Below are 15,803 nucleotides of genomic sequence, written 5' to 3'. Positions count from 1 at the left end.
TTGCCGGCGTGCACTTGTCACAGCCTGCGAAAGACCAGAACGCCTGACGCCGGCAGCACGGGATCGAGCACTCCCGCCGTGGCTCGGAGCCTTCCGCCGCCGTTGCCGACGTTCCAGCCGCCATATCTGCGAGAATCGCTGTTGAAGACCTCCTCCCAGAGGTCATCTCCCAAGCGGTCGCTGTGCAACCGGTAGCCGTGTTCGAAGGGAGCATCGTTCAGCGAGCCCACGACGAGGAAATCCTCGCCGTCGTTCCAGCGATGAAAGGCGATCACCCGATTTTCGTCGTGAACCAGGGGAATGGCGATGTTGCGCGAGCGAATGGCTGCCTCTCCGACACTGAGCGCTATCAGATCGCGATAGCAGCTGATCATCCCTGCCCCGTGGCCATCGGCTGCGCCGAGAATATTCTCCCGGTTGGCGAGGAAATCATTGTAGCGATAGGGCTTCAGGGCACCGATTTCCTCGCCCATGAAAAACATCGGCGTCCCCGGCGATAGCAGCGTCATCGCCGCCGCGAACCTCGATCTCGCCTCCGCCCACGTCCTGGTCTCACCGACAACAGGCGCGAAATTGACCGCGATCACAGCGGTTCGCGCCGATCCTTCACGATTGCCGCAATCGTCGTGCGACTGGTTATAGACTACCTTGGAGTGCGCGCTTGTCTGCAAAGCGCCGGCAAGAGACGACATGGTCAGCGCCCGCTGGTCCCCGAAGCCGGCATTCTTCAACAGCTGCGCCTGCGCACCGCCGTGATATTCGACGAGATTGTGATGAAAGTCACCATACCAGGTCGCATCGAAGCCGAGCCCGTCGCCGGTCAGGCTTGGCTCGGTCATCGCCGACCAGTCCGAATAATCCTCGGCCGTCAGGAAAAGCTGCGGCTTGATGAGCCGCATCGTGCGGGTCCATTGCTTCAGGAATTTGGCGCCGAAGGCGGCGGCCCGATCGGCGCGCCGGCCATCGGCATGCAGAACCGGATATTGATGGATCGAACTCGTCTGATCGAGCCGGAAACCATCGATATGGCAGACGGAGACGAAAAAGGCGGCGCTGGAGATGAAAAGCTGGCGCACGGCTTCCTCATGGAAGCGCGGCGCCCATCCCGTCGAGATGTTGTCGATGTAGCCGCCCGTGGGATCGGCGTAATCGCCGGGCCGTCCCTCGTACCAATAGTAGATATTGCGGGTGTGATCGTTGGAATCATAGGCCCATTGCGCCCGCTCGCCATCCGGATCGAAGTGGTTGTAACAGACATCGAGGATGACGGCGATGCCGCGCTGGTGGCAGGTCTTGATGAACATCTTCAGCCGGTCGGTGCCGCCGGCCCCTTGATCGGCGGCAAAGAAATGCGAGGTGCCGTAGCCCCAGTTGGCCCGGGTCTCGAATTCCGCAATCGGCAGCAGTTCCACCGCGTTGACGCCGAGCGCTGCGAGATGTTCGACGAAGGCGACGGCATCATCGAGCGTACCGGGCGCGGGCTTGCCGAAACCGAGGGCGCCGACATGCAGTTCATAGATCACCAGATCCTCGAGCCGATCGGGAATCTTTTGGCCGCCGGCGAATTCGTCGGCCCAGAAGGCCTCGGCGGTAAGCTCCTCTCCCGATGGCAGTACCACCCGCTTCGGGTCGCAGACGACCGAACAGCTCTGCGGTCCGTCCAATGACGCCGGCGATCCGTGATAGACCGCCCCATCCGGATCGAAGTCCCCCGCGCCGATCTGCATGAGCGACCAGATATCCGTGCGGTAGACGAGCGATCCGTCATCCTTCGTGATGCGGTACATATAGGGGGTGGCGACCATGCCGTCGAAATCGGCAAGGCCGTCATCATCGCCGGTTTCGACGGTCCAGAAGCCGTCGACGGTCTTGCGCATCGCGATGGTTGCGACTGCACCGGTGCCGTCGTCGGCGATGTAGCCGATGGCCGGATCGGCCAGGACAAGCGAAACCGCCCTGGCGTTCGGCGCCCAGACCGCGAAGCGAATGCCGTCGGCACTGTTGCGCCGCTCAGTTCGATTCGCCCCCAGACGGCCGATCCACGTCAGATAATAGGTCTGCGGCGCCAGGTCCGGGTGGAGGTCGAAGGAGCGTTCGCGACGCGTCGAGACCTCGTCGTCCAATTCGGCGGCGATCGCCCATAGGCCGGAAGCATCAGGCCGATCCAGCTCGACCCCCCAGCGGAAATGCGTGCCGATCCCGGCGTCGGGAAACGATACATCGGCGACGAAGACATCATAGCCATCCTCATCACGGGAAGGCCGCATCGAAACAGATGTCCACTCATGCGAGACGCGGCCTTGCTCGTCCCAACTGCCGCAGAGACGGACATCGCCGAACGCCATCGATGGCAAGCCGCTGCGAAACCGGAATTGAACATCGACGGTCATCGGATCCTCCAAAACCATGTCGGATTTCACCGGACTCTGCCTATGGGCCGTCCCACTCGGGCATGATCAACCGGCCGGACGAAAAAATGCAAGCGCAGATTTCATAATAAATACAATCCGAAGCGAGCCACATTCGGGACAATATATCATGGATAACGAGTCATCGCCGCACGACCCTCCTCGTGTATTAAATCGAATTGGTTTCAACAAATGGGGATTCATTCCCATCGCCAATTCCCTCGTAAACCGGGAGAATAACTTATGGCTCAAGCCGTTAGAATAAACGATATTATTCGCTCCTTTGGAATTGATACGCATATCGACTACACCGACGGAAAATATTCCAATGTCGGAGAAGTTGTTAAAGCACTCGACTATCTTGGCCTTGATACAGTCCGCGATCACGCCCCCAACTCCGCTTCCGATCCCAACGGCCAAACGCATCTCGGCGACGCGGCCAAGGCCGGCGTGCAATTCGTCTTCAGCGCGCAGCGGGAAGTCGACCCCGCCACCGTGGTCCAGCGGCTGCATGATTTCGTGCAGGCCCATCCCGGATCGGTCGTCGGCATCGAAGGCCCGAACGAAGTCAATAACTGGCCGGTCAGCTATCACGGCCTGAGCGGCCAGGCCGCAGCGGTCGCCTATCAGAGGGACCTGTCTGCCGCCGTCAACGCCGATCCGTTGCTGAAGGACATCCCGGTCCTCAGCTTTACCGGATATACGGTCGCTTCCGCGTCCGACTACACGACGATCCACACCTATGCGAAGGATGGCGACCAGCCATATTCATGGCTTTCCCGAGAATCCGGCGTTCAGCGCGCTGCCGATCCGGGCAAGCCGCTTGCGATCACCGAGACCGGTTACCATACGTCGCTGACCGCCGACACCAATGGCGGCTGGGAAGGCGTCAACGAAGCGACGCAGGCAAAGCTCCTGCTCAATACGCTGATGGACGGCGCGGCACTCGGATCGAAAAACACGTTCATCTACGAATTGCTGGACGCCTATACCGATCCGCAGGGCACCAATCAGGAAAAGCATTTCGGCCTCTTTCATCTCGACTATTCGGCCAAGCCGGCTGCGACGGCGATCCACAATCTGACCGAAATCCTTGCGGATGACGGCGCTCAGAAGGCGAGCTTCAGCGCCGGAGCGCTCAACTATTCGATCGACGGCCTGCCGCCCTCGGCCCGCAGCCTGCTCACGGAAAAATCGGACGGAAGCTATCAGATCATCCTCTGGAACGAGCCCGATATCTGGAACCAGTCCACCGATACGGCCATTCAGGCTGCAAATACAGCCGTCAAAGTCAATCTCGGCGCCGCCTTCGGCTCCGTGAAGGTCTTCGACCCGCTGACCGGGACGACGGCGATCAAAAGCCTCAGCAACGTCTCGTCCCTGACGGTTAATGTCGTCGATCATCCCGTAATCATCGACATCGAAGGCGGCACCACCAGCACGCCGCCGGCACCCAACCATATCTATGGCGGCACCGGCAACGACATATTCACCGTCAGCAACTCTGCTCAAATCGTCGACGAAAGCCGGGGCGGCGGGACGGATACCGTCATGTCGTCGATCAGCTTCAGCCTCAAGGATACGGCGCATACGATCGGAAACATCGAGAATCTGACACTGACCGGCACCGCCAATCTGAACGGCACCGGGAATGGCCTGGCGAATGTTCTCACCGGCAATTCCGGCAACAATATTCTTGACGGAAGCACTGGTGCCGACCGCATGTCGGGGCACGGCGGCAACGACACCTATGTGATCGACAATAAAGGCGACTTTGCCGATGAAGCCAGTGGATCCGGCAAGGACAGCGTCCGGTCGGCAATCTCCTTCAGCCTGGTCGATCAGGCGCATACATCGGGAACGATCGAAAACCTTGCCTTGACCGGAACGGCCAATCTCAGCGCGACGGGCAACAACACGTCCAACGTGCTGACCGGCAACGACGGCAGCAACAGTCTCAACGGCGGCAAGGGGGCCGACCAGATGAGCGGCGGACTCGGCAACGACAAGCTGATCGGCAAAGCCGGCGCAGACATTCTGACCGGCGGCGGAGGGGCCGATTCCTTCGTTTTCGACGTTAAGCCCGACAATGTGAGCATCGACAAGATCCGGGATTTCTCCTCGGCGGCCGGCGACAAGCTGCTACTCGACCATTCGATTTTCGCCGCACTCAGCCTATCGAGATTTTCGGATGAGAATTTCGTCGTCGGCACCAAAGCACTCGAAGCTGACGATAGACTGATCTACGACCAGACCAGCGGCATTCTATCCTTTGATGCGGATGGAAGTGCCGCGGGTGCGGCAATCCATGTGGCCGATCTCGACAATTCCCCGGCGCTTCAATTCAAGGATTTCATGCTGATCTGACCCGGCCAGGTCCGTCGCTATTCGGCGGCGGGCTGCGGCACCACTTATGTTTCTAAAGCGCGTCGCGATCTTTCAACGTCGCGCCTCGCGCTTTAGCTCTTGGTTTTTACGCATGTCGTTGCCGCAAAAACCGCTGCACGCTTTTGTGCGACATGCTTAGCCTCCTCTTGCCGGCATAACATTCCCGGCCACATTCCTCCGTCAATGCCACTCGCAGCACCGGAGAAGCCTTTGCCCTGGATCGCCTATATCGCCCATTTCATCGCCGCGGCCTTTCTGACCAATGGCATCCCGCATTTCGTCAACGGCGTCAGCGGCCGGCCCTTCCGCACTCCATTCGCAAAGCTCGGTTCGCCGACAGCCAATGTCGTCTGGGGCTGGGTCAATTTCCTCATCGCCTTCCTGCTCTTTGCCAATATCGGGCCGCTTTATATCGGCTCGCTAGGCGACACGATCTTCGTGGCAGTCGGCATGCTCGTCACCGGCATCGTGCTCGCCCGGATTTTCGAGCGCGAGTCCCGATAGTAACTTGCATTATGATAGTCACTAATGTAGTGACATCGCCATGCAGCGAACAAGCTTCAGCGATTTCAAATGCCCGGCGGCACGCGCGCTCGACAGCGTCGGTGACTGGTGGAGCATCTTGATCCTGCGCGACGCCTTCCAAGGACTGTCGCGCTTCGACGAATTCCAGAAGAGCCTCGGCGTGGCGCCGAACATCCTGGCACGGCGGCTGAAACACCTGACGGATCAGGACCTGTTTGAACGGCGGCTCTACCAGCAGCGCCCTGCCCGCTACGAATATCGGCTGACGGAAAAGGGCCGTGATTTCTTTCCCGTCCTGATGACGCTGTTTTCCTGGGGAAGCCGGCACATTCCGGAGGAGGACCTCGCCTTTCTCTTGGGCGATGCCGCTTCCGGCAAAGAGCGCGAGACCGTGCTGGTCGATGCGCGCACCGGCGAACAGGTGACACCCGAAAATACCAGCCTGCTTGCAGGCCCCGCCGCCGATGACGAGGTGCACGCGCGGATCGCCCGCATGCGCGCCTGGTATCTCGGCATCGACGCATAGAAGGAGAACAGAATGGACCGCATCGTTGTCACCGGCATGGGGCTTGTCTCGCCACTCGGCACCGGCGTCGAGCCCGCCTGGAAACGCCTTCTCGACGGCAGTTCGGGGCTGCGGGTATTGGCGGAAGACATCGTCGGCGAGCTCGCGGCCAAGGTCGGCGGTATCGTTCCCGGCATAACCGAGGATGCGCAAGCCGGCTTCGATCCCGACCGATACATCCCGCCCAAGGACCAGAAGAAGATGGACCGCTTCATCCATTTCGCCATGGCGGCGACGGAGGAAGCGGTCAAGCAGGCCGGCTGGATGCCGACCGACGAAGGCGAGCGTGAACGCACCGCGACCATCATCGCGTCGGGCGTCGGCGGCTTTCCGGCGATCGCCGAAGCAGTACGGATCGGCGAGACGCGCGGCGTCCGACGCCTGTCGCCCTTCACCGTGCCCTCCTTCCTCGTCAACCTCGCCGCCGGCCAGGTCAGCATCCGCTACGGCTTCAAGGGGCCGCTCGGCGCTCCGGTGACGGCGTGCGCCGCCAGCGTCCAGGCAATCGGCGATGCGGCGCGGCTGATCCGCTCCGGCGAGGCGGATGTGGCGATTTGCGGTGGCGCCGAGGCCTGTATCGACAAGGTGAGCCTCGGCGGCTTTGCCGCCGCACGCGCCCTTTCCACCGGCTTCAACGAAACGCCGGAGCTGGCGTCGCGGCCCTTCGACACGGCGCGCGACGGTTTCATCATGGGCGAAGGCGCCGGCATTCTGGTCATCGAAACGTTGGAGCACGCACTTGCCCGCGGCGCCACACCGCTCGCCGAACTCGTCGGCTACGGCACGGCGGCGGACGCCTACCATATGACCTCAGGCCCTGAAGACGGCGACGGTGCGCGGCGGGCGATGGAGGCGGCGCTCTGCCAAGCGAAGATTTCCGCTTCCGACGTCAAACACCTGAACGCGCATGCGACCTCGACACCCGTCGGTGACAGGGGCGAGATCGCCGCGATCGGCACGGTCTTCGGCCGCAATGGCGGCATTGCCGTCAGCGCGACGAAATCGGCGACCGGCCACCTGCTCGGGGCTGCCGGCGGGCTGGAGGCGATCTTCACCATCCTGGCGCTGCGCGACCAGATCGCGCCGCCGACCCGCAACCTGGATGAGGCTGATCCGGCCGCCGACGGCATCGATATCGTCGGCAAGACGGCGCGGCCGCTCACCATGGACTATGCGATCACCAATGGTTTCGGCTTCGGTGGAGTGAACGCCAGCGCCCTCTTCCGGCGCTGGTCGTAAAGTCTGTTTTGCTTGCGGTAGGCCGGTTCAGTTTTCATGGAAGCACAGAACCGCTCTCATTTTTTGTTTTACGCAATTCCGGACGCAAACCGCTGCGCACTTTTGCTGGCATTGCTTTGGAAATCGCCTACACTTCTGCTCTATCGGGGATTATTCTCCGATAGAGCTGGAGATAACCCATGCGCGCCTTCTTCGCAGTTCTTATTCTGTGTGCCGCGTCCCTCCTCTCCATCGTCTCGGCCCGCGCCGAAGACCCGATCGACACGACGCGGACGATGATCGAGGAACAGATCAAGGCCTTCCTCAAGGACGATGCCGAGACCGCCTATTCCTTCGCCGCTCCCGGCATCCGGGCGATGTATCCCGACAAGAATCTGTTCTTCGCCATGGTGAAGAAGAGCTACGAGCCGGTCTATCATCCCGGCAACTACGCCTTCGGCCGCAGCCGCTCGATCGACAACGGCGCGCTGATCTATCACGAAGTGCTGATTTCAGGCCGCGATGGCAAAGACTGGACGGCGATCTACCAGATCACCCGCCAGCCGGATGGCAGCTACCGGATCAACGGCGTGCAGATCATCCCAGATGCGGACAGCAAGGGTATTTGATCCCGATCGATCCAACCTCGTTGGATTGGATCAAACAGGTTCGATCGGGATCAAACAGGTTTGATCGGGATCACACGGGCTGGAGATCGCCTCTTGCCCATTCCTCCTGCGTTTCCGCCATGAAATCGGCGAAGCGGCCTTCGGCGATCGCCTTGCGGATGCCCTGCATCAGTTCCTGGTAATAGGCGAGATTGTTCCAGGAGAGCAGCATGCCGCCGAGCGCCTCGTTGGAGCGGACGAGATGGTGCAGATAGGCACGCGAATAATCGCGTGAGGCCGGACAATTCGACTGTTCGTCGAGCGGGCGCATATCCTCGGCATGGCGGGCATTGCGGATGTTGACCTTGCCGCGGCGGGTAAAGGCCAGGCCATGGCGGCCGGAGCGAGTGGGCATGACGCAGTCGAACATGTCGATGCCGCGCGCAACCGATTTCAGAATATCATCCGGCGTGCCGACACCCATGAGGTAACGCGGCTTTTCCAGAGGAAGGACCGGCAGCGTCGTTTCCAGCATCTGCAGCATGACATCCTGCGGCTCGCCGACAGCGAGGCCGCCGATGGCATAGCCCTTGAGGTCGAGTTGGCTCAATGCCTCGGCCGAACGGATACGCAGCGCCGGGATGTCGCCGCCTTGAACGATGCCGAACATCGCCTTGCCAGGTTGCTCGCCGAAGGCCACCCTGCAGCGTTCGGCCCAGCGCAGCGACATCTCCATGGCGCGCTCGATCTCCTTCGGCTCGGCCGGCAGCGCCACACATTCGTCAAGCTGCATCTGGATGTCGGAGCCGAGCAGCCCCTGGATTTCGATGGAGCGCTCCGGCGACATATGGTGCAGGCTGCCGTCTACATGCGACTTGAAGGTGACGCCCTGTTCGTCGAGCTTGCGCAGGCCGGACAGCGACATGACCTGGAAACCGCCGGAGTCCGTCAGGATCGGATGTTCCCAGCGAATGAGCTTATGCAGGCCGCCAAGGCGGGCGACACGCTCGGCCGTCGGGCGCAGCATCAGGTGATAGGTATTGCCGAGGATGATGTCGGCGCCGGTCTCGCGCACCTGATCGAGATACATGGCTTTAACCGTGCCGACGGTGCCGACCGGCATGAAGGCCGGCGTGCGGATTTCGCCGCGCGGCATGGAGATCTTGCCGAGGCGGGCGCCGGCATCGGTTTTGTCAAGCGTGAATTGGAAGTGGTCGGTCATCTAATCTTTCCGGAAGAGAAGGCTGGCATCGCCATAGGAATAGAAGCGGTAGCCCGTCTGGATGGCGTGGTCATAGGCGGCGCGCATGGTGTCGAGGCCTGAAAAGGCCGAGACCAGCATGAAGAGTGTCGAGCGCGGCAGGTGGAAATTGGTCATCAGCATATCGACGGCCTTGAAGCGGTAACCCGGCGTGATGAAAATGCCGGTGGCGCCGCTCCAGGCGCGGATTTCGCCACTATCTTGCGTCGCGCTCTCGATCAGCCGCAGTGAGGTGGTGCCGACGCAAATGATGCGTCCCCCTCTTTGCTTGACGGCGTTCAGCCGGGCGGCGGTTTCGGCGCCGACATAGCCGCTTTCGAGATGCATTTTGTGATCGGCGGTATCATCGGCCTTGACGGGCAGAAAAGTGCCGGCGCCGACATGCAGCGTCACGAAATGGCGTTCGATACCGGCCTTGTCGAGCGCCTCGAACAAAGCGGGTGTAAAATGCAGGCCGGCCGTGGGGGCTGCGACAGCGCCCTCCTCCCGCGCATAGATGGTCTGATAGTCGGCGCGGTCGCGTTCATCCTCCGGCCGCTTGGCGGCGATATAGGGCGGCAGAGGAATGTGACCGACGCTGGCAATCGCTTCGTCCAGTGCGGGGCCGGAGAGATCGAAGGCCAGTGTCACTTCGCCTGCCTCGCCCTTTTCCTCGACGGTGGCGTCGAGCGAGCCGATCATGCAGCTTTCGCCGCTATGGCCGAAGGCGATGCGGTCGCCCTCCTTGATGCGCTTGCCGGGCTTGGCGAAGGCCTTCCATTTGTTGGCGCCGATACGCATGTGCAGCGTCGCCGATACCTGCTGGCCGCCCGCACCCTCGCGATGGCGAATGCCTTCAAGCTGGGCCGGAATGACCTTGGTGTCGTTAAAGACGAGCGCATCGCCTGCCTGCAGGAAGGACGGCAGATCGCCGACGCGATAATCCCGGATATTTTCCGCATTCGGATCGACGACGAGCAGCCGCGCGCTGTCGCGCGGCTCGGCGGGCCGCAACGCGATGCGTTCATCGGGCAGGTCGAAGTCGAAAAGGTCTACGCGCATCAGGGCACTTTCAGGCAAAGCGAAACCCGCCCCACGCTTTCGCGCAAGGGCGGGTTTCAGCAGAAATCACAATCAGACGTCGGCGGCAACCCGCATGGAGACGATCGAGTCCGGATCGGAAACCGGCTCGCCGCGCTTGATCTTGTCGACGTTGTCCATGCCCTCGATGACCTGGCCCCAGACGGAATACTGCTTGTTCAGCCACGGCGCGTCGGTAAAGCAGATGAAGAACTGAGAGTTGGCCGAGTTCGGGTTCTGCGAACGGGCCATCGAGCAGGTGCCGCGCGTATGGGTGGTTGCCGAGAATTCTGCCTTCAGATCCGGCTTGGAGGAGCCGCCCATGCCGGCGCGGCTGGGATTGAAGGTTTCCGAGCCCTTCTTGCCGAATTCGACATCGCCCGTCTGGGCCATGAAATCCTGGATGACGCGGTGAAAGACGACGCCGTCATAGGCCTTCTCGCGGGCGAGTTCCTTAATGCGGGCGACATGTTCCGGGGCGACCTGCGGCAAAAGCTGAATGACAACCTTGCCCTTGGTGGTTTCCAGAATGATGGTGTTTTCGGGATCCTTGATCTCGGCCATTGCCTTCTCCTCTTGTTTCTCTCGTAACTTACTTCTTGCCCAGGGTGACCTTGATCATCCGGTCGGGACTTTTGACTTCGCCGTTCTGGCCTTCACCGCGCTTGATCTTATCGACGTTCTCCATGCCGGAAACGACCTTGCCGACGACGGTGTACTGGCCGTTCAGGAAGGAGCCGTCGGCGAACATAATGAAGAACTGCGAATTGGCGGAATTCGGATCCTGCGAACGGGCCATGCCGACCGTGCCGCGCACGAACGGGGTCTTGGAGAATTCGGCCGGAATGTCAGGCAGATCGGAAGAGCCGGTGCCGGCGAGGCTCGCATCGAAGCCCTTTTCCATATTGCCGTATTTGACGTCGCCGGTCTGAGCCATGAAACCGTCGATGACGCGGTGGAAAGCGACGTTGTCGTATTCGCCCTTCTTTGTCAGTGCTTCGATCTGGGCGACATGCTTCGGCGCCACCTCAGGCATCAACTGAATGACGACGGGGCCGTTCGTCAGCTGGATGGTGAGATAGTGATCGGCCGACTGGGCGAAGGCATCGCCGGCGAAGGAGGCGAGATAAAGCACGCCGGCAAATGCGAGATAAAAGAGTTTCATATGAGCTCCATTGCGGCGGGTTCCGCCTGGTCTTTGCGCTTGCTAGTCTTTGTTCTTACTAGTTTGGGCGCTTGGATGTGAGGGCTTGCAAGACGGCGGCCGGCACGAAAGCGCTGACATCGCCGCCCATGGCGGCGATCTGGCGGACCAATGTGGCGGTTATGGGCCGCGAGGCCGTGCCCGCCGGCAAAAAGATGGTCTGGATATCGGGCGCCATCGTCCGGTTCATTCCGGCCATCTGCATTTCGTAATCAAGGTCGGTGCCGTCGCGAAGACCGCGGATCAACAGTGTTGCGCCATGGGTGCGGGCGGCATCGACGACCAGATTGTCGAAGGCGACGACGGTGATGTCACCGGTCTTGCCGGGCAGCGCTTCAGCCAGCGAACGGCGGATCAGCTCGGCTCTCTCTTCGAAGGAGAAGAGCGGCGCCTTGCCGGGATGGATGCCGATCGCGACGATCACCTTTTCGGCGACGTTCAGCGCCTGGACCAGAACATCCACATGCCCATTGGTGATCGGGTCGAAAGACCCCGGATAGAAAGCTGTCGTCATGTGACCAGACCGTTGATTTGACGCCTTTTGTCACGGATGCCGCTCTGCCGCAAGTGATTTGGGCAGGTCCGGCGAGAGTGCCGCGCGTCCATCCGGACACGCCAAGGACGTTCTATCATTTTGAATTGGCAGGCGGTTGAACGGCGGATGAATGGTCCGTTCAAGGCCGTTTCAGACAGGATCTGCTTTACTCGGATCATCAAATTCAGCCGATGCCATTCCGGCATCCGGCGCTTCCTGAAAGACCAAGTCCATGCTGATCGTGCTTGTTGCACTTGCCGTCGTTTCCTCCCTCGCCGCCGAGATGGCCTATGGCTATTTCGCCGATCGATATGAGGTGAGCTGGGTACGGCCGGAGCTTGCCGAACATGCGGCGATCGTGCGCGCCCAAGGCCGGCTGCGCGAAAACGGGCTTCGAATCTGAACGCCAGATGAACGAGACATTCAAGGAGGCTTCAGATCGCCATTGGTAAACACCCCTCAACATCCGCGGAACCATTTTCAAACGGATGCGTTCATTCAACCGACCCCATAGATGCGATCAGCGCGGCAGGAAGGACTAAAGATGCCCGGTAAGATTACGATGATTAACCTGCTCTGGATGGTAATGGTCACGGGCATGCTGACCGCAACTGTCGCTCTCTATGATCAGAAGGTCGATACGTCCAAGGTTTATGGTCCCTATGCTTCGGCCCGGACGGCCGTGCTGGGCCAGTACTGAGGGGCGAGAACGCAACTCCCCAGGAAAGGAATGCCTATGTTCACGATCTTGACAGTGCTCACCGCCCTCATCAGCGTGATGTTCATCGTGTCCGTGGCCTCGACGATCTCAGCGCTTCGGCGTGAAGGCGAAGAGGTGAAAGCTCTGAACGAAAAACATAGAGCATTCTGACCTTCCTCTCTGACCACCCACTTCCCACCCTCGAGCGGCACCCTTCCGTCGCCGGGGCCATTCAAAGCCGGATGCACCCAGCATCCGGCTTTTTCTTTGGGTGTGATCTGAGCCATCCCCGGGCTTGAGAAAAAATGGGCGGCTTGAAAAGAAAAGGGCGGCTCGAAGCCGCCCCCTTCATGTGATCATTCCCCGGCAGGCGCGGCCGGATCGCCATCGGCAACCGGGCCTTGATCGGTGGCGCCTTCATCGGTCGCAGGGGCGCCTTCGGCGACCTCGACAGCCTCTTCCGTCTCGTCTTCCTCCGGCTCGCTGATGCGCTCGACCGAAACAACCTTCTCGTCCTTGGCGGTGGAGAAGATGGTGACGCCCTTGGTGGCGCGGCTGGCGATGCGGATGCCGCCGACCGGCACGCGGATCAGTTGGCCACGATCGGAGACCAGCATGATCTGGTCGCCGTCATCAACAGGGAAGGCCGCGACCTGTTCGCCGATCTCGCCGGTTTTCGACGTGTCGGTGGCGCGGATGCCCTTGCCGCCGCGGCCGGAGATGCGGAAATCGTAGGAGGACGAACGCTTGCCGAAGCCTTTTTCCGAGACCGTCAACACGAACTGCTCGCGTGCCTTCAGCTCTTCATAACGCTCGTCGGAAAGCTGCCCCTCTTCGGTGACTTCTTCGCCAACCAGCGCAATATCCTCTTCATCCACGCCCGTCGCCCGACGCTCGGTGGCGGAACGCTTGAGATAGGCAGCACGCTCCCACGGCTCGGCATCGACATGACCGACGATGGTCATCGAGATGATGCGGTCGCCATCGCCGAGATTGATGCCGCGCACACCGATCGAGTTGCGGCCGGCAAAGACGCGGACGTCGTCGACGGAGAAGCGGATGCACTGACCGAGCGCCGTCGTCAGCAGCACGTCATCCTGATCCGTGCAGGTCTCGACGGAGAGGATTTCGTCGCCCTCCTCCTCGAGCTTCATGGCGATCTTGCCGTTGCGGTTGACCTGGACGAAGTCCGACAGCTTGTTGCGGCGAACCGTGCCGCGCGTCGTCGAGAACATGACGTCGAGATTGTCCCAGCTCGTCTCGTCCTCGGGCAAGGGCAGGATGGTGGTGATGCGCTCGCCGGGTGCGAGCGGCAGCATGTTGATCAGCGCCTTGCCGCGCGAGGTCGGCGTGCCGATCGGCAGGCGCCAGACCTTTTCCTTGTAGACGATGCCCCGCGAAGAGAAGAACAGGACCGGCGTATGGGTATTGACTACGAATAGCCGGCTAACGAAATCCTCGTCGCGGGTGGTCATGCCGGAGCGGCCCTTGCCGCCGCGGCGCTGGGCGCGGTAGGTGGTCAGGGGCACGCGCTTGATGTAACCGAGATGCGAGACGGTGACGACCATGTCTTCGCGGGCGATCAGATCCTCGTCGTCCATTTCGAGGCCGCCATCTACGATCTCGGTGCGGCGCGGCGTGCCGAACTCGTCGCGGACGGCGGTGAGTTCATCCTTGACGATGGTCTGAATGCGGACGCGCGAAGAAAGAATATCGAGGTAATCCTTGATTTCGTCGCCGATCTTGTTGAGTTCGTCGCCGATTTCGTCGCGGCCGAGGGCCGTCAGGCGGGCAAGGCGCAGTTCGAGGATGGCGCGGGCCTGTTCCTCGGAGAGATTGTAGGTCAGGTCGTCGTTGATGCGATGGCGTGGATCGTCGATCAGACGGATCAGGCTTTCGACATCTGCCGCCGGCCAGCGGCGGGTCATCAGCTCTTCGCGGGCCGACTGCGGATCGGGCGCCTGGCGGATGACGCGGATGACCTCGTCGATATTGGCGACGGCAATGGCGAGACCGACCAACACATGGGCGCGGTCGCGCGCCTTGCGCAGCAGAAATTTCGTTCTCCGGCTAACGACTTCTTCGCGGAAGGAGACGAAAGCGCGCAGCATATCGAGCAGCGTCAGCTGCTCGGGCTTGCCGCCGTTCAGCGCCACCATGTTGCAGCCGAAGGACGTCTGCAGCGGCGTGTAACGATAGAGCTGGTTGAGGATGACCTCGGCATTGGCGTCGCGCTTCAGCTCGACGACGACGCGATAACCCTGGCGGTCGGATTCGTCGCGCAGATCGGAGATGCCTTCGATGCGCTTGTCGCGCACCAATTCGGCCATCTTCTCGATCATCGTCGCCTTGTTCACCTGATAGGGAATCTCGGTGATGATGATCTGCTCGCGGTCGCCGCGCATCGGCTCGATGGCGGCGACGCCGCGCATGATGACGGAGCCGCGGCCGGTCTCGTAAGCCGAGCGGATGCCGGCACGGCCGAGGATCTTCGCACCCGTCGGGAAGTCGGGGCCAGGGATGATCTGCATCAGTTCCGGCAGCTCGATTGCCGGGTCGTCGATCAACGCAATGCAGCCGTCGATGACTTCAGAGAGATTGTGCGGCGGGATGTTCGTCGCCATGCCGACAGCGATGCCACCGGCGCCGTTAACGAGCAGGTTCGGAAACTTGGCGGGCACCACGACCGGCTCGGAGAGCGTGCCGTCGTAGTTGTCGCGGAAGTCGACGGTTTCCTTGTCGAGATCGTCGAGCAGCGAATGGGCAGCCTTTTCGAGGCGGCATTCGGTGTAACGTTCAGCCGCCGGCGGATCGCCATCGACCGAGCCGAAATTGCCCTGGCCGTCGATCAGCGGCAGACGCAGCGACCAGGGCTGCGCCATGCGGGCGAGCGCATCATAGATCGCAGTATTGCCGTGCGGATGGTATTTACCCATCACGTCACCGGTGACGCGGGCGCATTTGACGTATTTCTTGTTCCAGTCGATGCCGAGCTCGGACATGCCGTAGAGGATGCGCCGGTGCACGGGCTTCAGGCCGTCGCGCACGTCGGGCAGCGCGCGGCTGACGATGACGCTCATGGCGTAATCGAGATACGACCGCTGCATTTCCTCCATGATGGAGATGGGCTCGATGCCTGGCGGGAGCTTCCCGCCGCCGGGGGGTGTTTGCTCAGTCAAAACAGATCACGATCTCTTCTAGAATCACTTGAAGATTTATAGCGGAAAGCCTGTTCCCACGCCAATTTTCACAGCGCGTTTTGAACAGGCTTTTGCGGCTTAAAGAGGGTAAAACATATAAGTTGCGCGGCCGGACCGGACAAATCCGCCCCC

15 protein-coding genes are annotated in these 15,803 nt (G+C 61.1%); 8 read left to right on the top strand and 7 right to left on the bottom strand.

The window, feature by feature from the left end; translation table 11 throughout:
• Positions 1–17: 17 nt before the first annotated feature.
• On the bottom strand, positions 18–2,390 hold the full coding sequence (locus tag EEQ99_RS30110) for an alpha-amylase family glycosyl hydrolase (protein ID WP_097544318.1): 2,373 nt from the start codon (positions 2,388–2,390) through the stop codon (positions 18–20).
• Positions 2,391–2,651: 261 nt separating this feature from the next.
• Between EEQ99_RS30110 and EEQ99_RS30105 the strand changes: the two genes are divergently transcribed.
• From EEQ99_RS30105 to EEQ99_RS30080, 5 genes are all read left to right on the top strand, one after another.
• Positions 2,652–4,775 (top strand): calcium-binding protein, encoded by a 2,124-nt coding sequence (locus EEQ99_RS30105; RefSeq protein WP_127431588.1) that lies wholly within the window; start codon positions 2,652–2,654, stop codon positions 4,773–4,775.
• A gap of 231 nt (positions 4,776–5,006) precedes the next feature.
• On the top strand, positions 5,007–5,300 hold the full coding sequence (locus EEQ99_RS30100; RefSeq protein WP_097544259.1) for a hypothetical protein: 294 nt from the start codon (positions 5,007–5,009) through the stop codon (positions 5,298–5,300).
• 40 nt (positions 5,301–5,340) lie between these two features.
• A complete protein-coding gene (locus EEQ99_RS30095) occupies positions 5,341–5,847 on the top strand; it encodes a winged helix-turn-helix transcriptional regulator (RefSeq protein ID WP_047615147.1) in 507 nt (168 codons plus the stop codon).
• Between the two features lie 12 nt (positions 5,848–5,859).
• Positions 5,860–7,125: a beta-ketoacyl-ACP synthase II gene (fabF, locus tag EEQ99_RS30090; protein WP_047615144.1), complete on the top strand. Its 1,266-nt coding sequence runs from the start codon at positions 5,860–5,862 to the stop codon at positions 7,123–7,125.
• 179 nt (positions 7,126–7,304) lie between these two features.
• On the top strand, positions 7,305–7,733 hold the full coding sequence (locus EEQ99_RS30080; protein ID WP_047615141.1) for a DUF4864 domain-containing protein: 429 nt from the start codon (positions 7,305–7,307) through the stop codon (positions 7,731–7,733).
• Between the two features lie 70 nt (positions 7,734–7,803).
• On the opposite strand, the gene tgt is transcribed toward EEQ99_RS30080, so the two are convergent.
• The 5 genes from tgt to coaD all read right to left on the bottom strand — a co-directional run bounded on the left by tgt (position 7,804) and on the right by coaD (position 11,750).
• On the bottom strand, positions 7,804–8,934 hold the full coding sequence (gene tgt / locus EEQ99_RS30075) for a tRNA guanosine(34) transglycosylase Tgt (RefSeq protein WP_097544257.1): 1,131 nt from the start codon (positions 8,932–8,934) through the stop codon (positions 7,804–7,806).
• The gene (queA, locus tag EEQ99_RS30070; RefSeq protein ID WP_097544256.1) at positions 8,935–10,014 is read right to left on the bottom strand and encodes a tRNA preQ1(34) S-adenosylmethionine ribosyltransferase-isomerase QueA; all 1,080 of its coding nucleotides are present in this window, start codon (positions 10,012–10,014) and stop codon (positions 8,935–8,937) included.
• A gap of 72 nt (positions 10,015–10,086) precedes the next feature.
• Positions 10,087–10,596, bottom strand: a complete 510-nt coding sequence (locus EEQ99_RS30065; RefSeq protein WP_028756879.1) for a peptidylprolyl isomerase — start codon at positions 10,594–10,596, stop codon at positions 10,087–10,089.
• A 28-nt stretch (positions 10,597–10,624) separates the two neighbouring features.
• Positions 10,625–11,197, bottom strand: a complete 573-nt coding sequence (locus EEQ99_RS30060; RefSeq protein WP_097544255.1) for a peptidylprolyl isomerase — start codon at positions 11,195–11,197, stop codon at positions 10,625–10,627.
• 58 nt (positions 11,198–11,255) lie between these two features.
• Positions 11,256–11,750 (bottom strand): pantetheine-phosphate adenylyltransferase, encoded by a 495-nt coding sequence (gene coaD / locus EEQ99_RS30055; RefSeq protein WP_003539657.1) that lies wholly within the window; start codon positions 11,748–11,750, stop codon positions 11,256–11,258.
• 253 nt (positions 11,751–12,003) lie between these two features.
• Here coaD and EEQ99_RS35260 point away from each other — a divergent pair, with 253 nt between their 5' ends.
• The 3 genes from EEQ99_RS35260 to EEQ99_RS35410 all read left to right on the top strand — a co-directional run bounded on the left by EEQ99_RS35260 (position 12,004) and on the right by EEQ99_RS35410 (position 12,642).
• On the top strand, positions 12,004–12,174 hold the full coding sequence (locus tag EEQ99_RS35260) for a hypothetical protein (RefSeq protein ID WP_244604870.1): 171 nt from the start codon (positions 12,004–12,006) through the stop codon (positions 12,172–12,174).
• A 141-nt stretch (positions 12,175–12,315) separates the two neighbouring features.
• Positions 12,316–12,471: a hypothetical protein gene (locus tag EEQ99_RS34800; RefSeq protein WP_164735989.1), complete on the top strand. Its 156-nt coding sequence runs from the start codon at positions 12,316–12,318 to the stop codon at positions 12,469–12,471.
• Positions 12,472–12,507: 36 nt separating this feature from the next.
• Positions 12,508–12,642: a hypothetical protein gene (locus EEQ99_RS35410; RefSeq protein WP_018445350.1), complete on the top strand. Its 135-nt coding sequence runs from the start codon at positions 12,508–12,510 to the stop codon at positions 12,640–12,642.
• Positions 12,643–12,827: 185 nt separating this feature from the next.
• Here EEQ99_RS35410 and gyrA read toward each other — a convergent pair whose 3' ends face one another.
• Positions 12,828–15,650 (bottom strand): DNA gyrase subunit A, encoded by a 2,823-nt coding sequence (gene gyrA / locus EEQ99_RS30045; RefSeq protein ID WP_028756877.1) that lies wholly within the window; start codon positions 15,648–15,650, stop codon positions 12,828–12,830.
• Positions 15,651–15,803: the final 153 nt, after the last annotated feature.

Source organism: Rhizobium anhuiense (assembly GCF_003985145.1).
GTDB lineage: Bacteria > Pseudomonadota > Alphaproteobacteria > Rhizobiales > Rhizobiaceae > Rhizobium > Rhizobium anhuiense.
The sequence above is the reverse complement of the archived record's forward strand: the minus strand, read 5'-3'. Positions and strand labels throughout refer to the sequence as shown.

Bases quoted from the DNA above. Each gene is read 5' to 3' on its own strand.
- tgt (WP_097544257.1), bottom strand. From the start codon at position 8,934: ATGACCGACCACTTCCAATTCACGCTTGACAAAACCGATGCCGGCGCC.
- EEQ99_RS30060 (WP_097544255.1), bottom strand. From the start codon at position 11,197: ATGAAACTCTTTTATCTCGCATTTGCCGGCGTGCTTTATCTCGCCTCC.
- EEQ99_RS30095 (WP_047615147.1), top strand. From the start codon at position 5,341: ATGCAGCGAACAAGCTTCAGCGATTTCAAATGCCCGGCGGCACGCGCG.
- EEQ99_RS30105 (WP_127431588.1), top strand. From the start codon at position 2,652: ATGGCTCAAGCCGTTAGAATAAACGATATTATTCGCTCCTTTGGAATT.
- EEQ99_RS35260 (WP_244604870.1), top strand. From the start codon at position 12,004: ATGCTGATCGTGCTTGTTGCACTTGCCGTCGTTTCCTCCCTCGCCGCC.
- EEQ99_RS30080 (WP_047615141.1), top strand. From the start codon at position 7,305: ATGCGCGCCTTCTTCGCAGTTCTTATTCTGTGTGCCGCGTCCCTCCTC.
- coaD (WP_003539657.1), bottom strand. From the start codon at position 11,750: ATGACGACAGCTTTCTATCCGGGGTCTTTCGACCCGATCACCAATGGG.
- fabF (WP_047615144.1), top strand. From the start codon at position 5,860: ATGGACCGCATCGTTGTCACCGGCATGGGGCTTGTCTCGCCACTCGGC.
- EEQ99_RS34800 (WP_164735989.1), top strand. From the start codon at position 12,316: ATGCCCGGTAAGATTACGATGATTAACCTGCTCTGGATGGTAATGGTC.
- EEQ99_RS35410 (WP_018445350.1), top strand. From the start codon at position 12,508: ATGTTCACGATCTTGACAGTGCTCACCGCCCTCATCAGCGTGATGTTC.
- EEQ99_RS30065 (WP_028756879.1), bottom strand. From the start codon at position 10,596: ATGGCCGAGATCAAGGATCCCGAAAACACCATCATTCTGGAAACCACC.
- EEQ99_RS30110 (WP_097544318.1), bottom strand. From the start codon at position 2,390: ATGACCGTCGATGTTCAATTCCGGTTTCGCAGCGGCTTGCCATCGATG.
- queA (WP_097544256.1), bottom strand. From the start codon at position 10,014: ATGCGCGTAGACCTTTTCGACTTCGACCTGCCCGATGAACGCATCGCG.